Genomic DNA, 821 nt, shown 5'->3' with positions numbered 1-821 from the left:
CAGTTTATGAGTACGCATAGCCTGGTCTTCTATATGCTTCTTTCTTATGTGAGCCAGAGCGCTCACCGGATCCGGGTTCAGTAGCCTGTGATGGCTAAAATTAAGGTCATGTTTAAAGGTGATTGTCTCATTCTGCAGAGGTATCTTTCGCCAGACAACCACCAAAATTCCGTTTCTGGCCCAGAGTGGCCTGTCAGGTGAAGTTGAGCTCTGCGCTGCAACAATGTCAGGTCAGGGTTAATGTAAAGCTAAATTTCATACCAACAAAGACATCCATTACCCCACAAATACTCCTGGAATAAGCCCCGCTCGTGCAGCAGGGCTTATCTGATTTACATACCAAAACGCCTGATAACGTTTTACCTCCCTCCACCTTTTGCTGGTGATGAATATCAGTTAATTCACCACGAGTTGTACCACTACCAGCCGCCCACCATCCTCTGAAGAAAGGATGAACTGGGTGTTGTCCTCTAGCAGCAACTTTTCACCAATGCCGACCGTTTTCCGATCGGGAAGTGATATGAGCCCGCTAAGCCCCTCGTTAACCAGCCACCACTGGTCATTATGGAAGACGAAATAACCAACCCTTTTCTTCTGCTCATCGGTGGTTCGTTCGTTAGGAGCAATCAGTCGGTTGACGTGCCATGCATATAATGACTGACCGCTCCACACCATAAGCCGGTGATCATCTGGCCTGAAAGTTCCAGCTTTTCTCGACGAATACAGATTCAGGATGGGGAGTTTGCCTTTGTACGGTGTACCGCAGTAGGGACAAACGGGTTTCGTCTTGCCATTGAAAACGTACCATTTCTGGTCACAAT

The 821-nt window shown here is 47.7% G+C and carries 1 pseudogene; it reads right to left on the bottom strand.

The window, feature by feature from the left end:
- Nucleotides 1-396 precede the first annotated feature (396 nt).
- Nucleotides 397-821 (bottom strand): annotated as a pseudogene (locus KHQ23_RS26020) (kinase); the annotation flags it as partial.

The organism is Klebsiella sp. 64 (assembly GCF_018223915.1).
Taxonomy (GTDB): domain Bacteria; phylum Pseudomonadota; class Gammaproteobacteria; order Enterobacterales; family Enterobacteriaceae; genus Klebsiella; species Klebsiella pneumoniae.
This window is presented reverse-complemented; position numbering and strand designations above follow the sequence as displayed.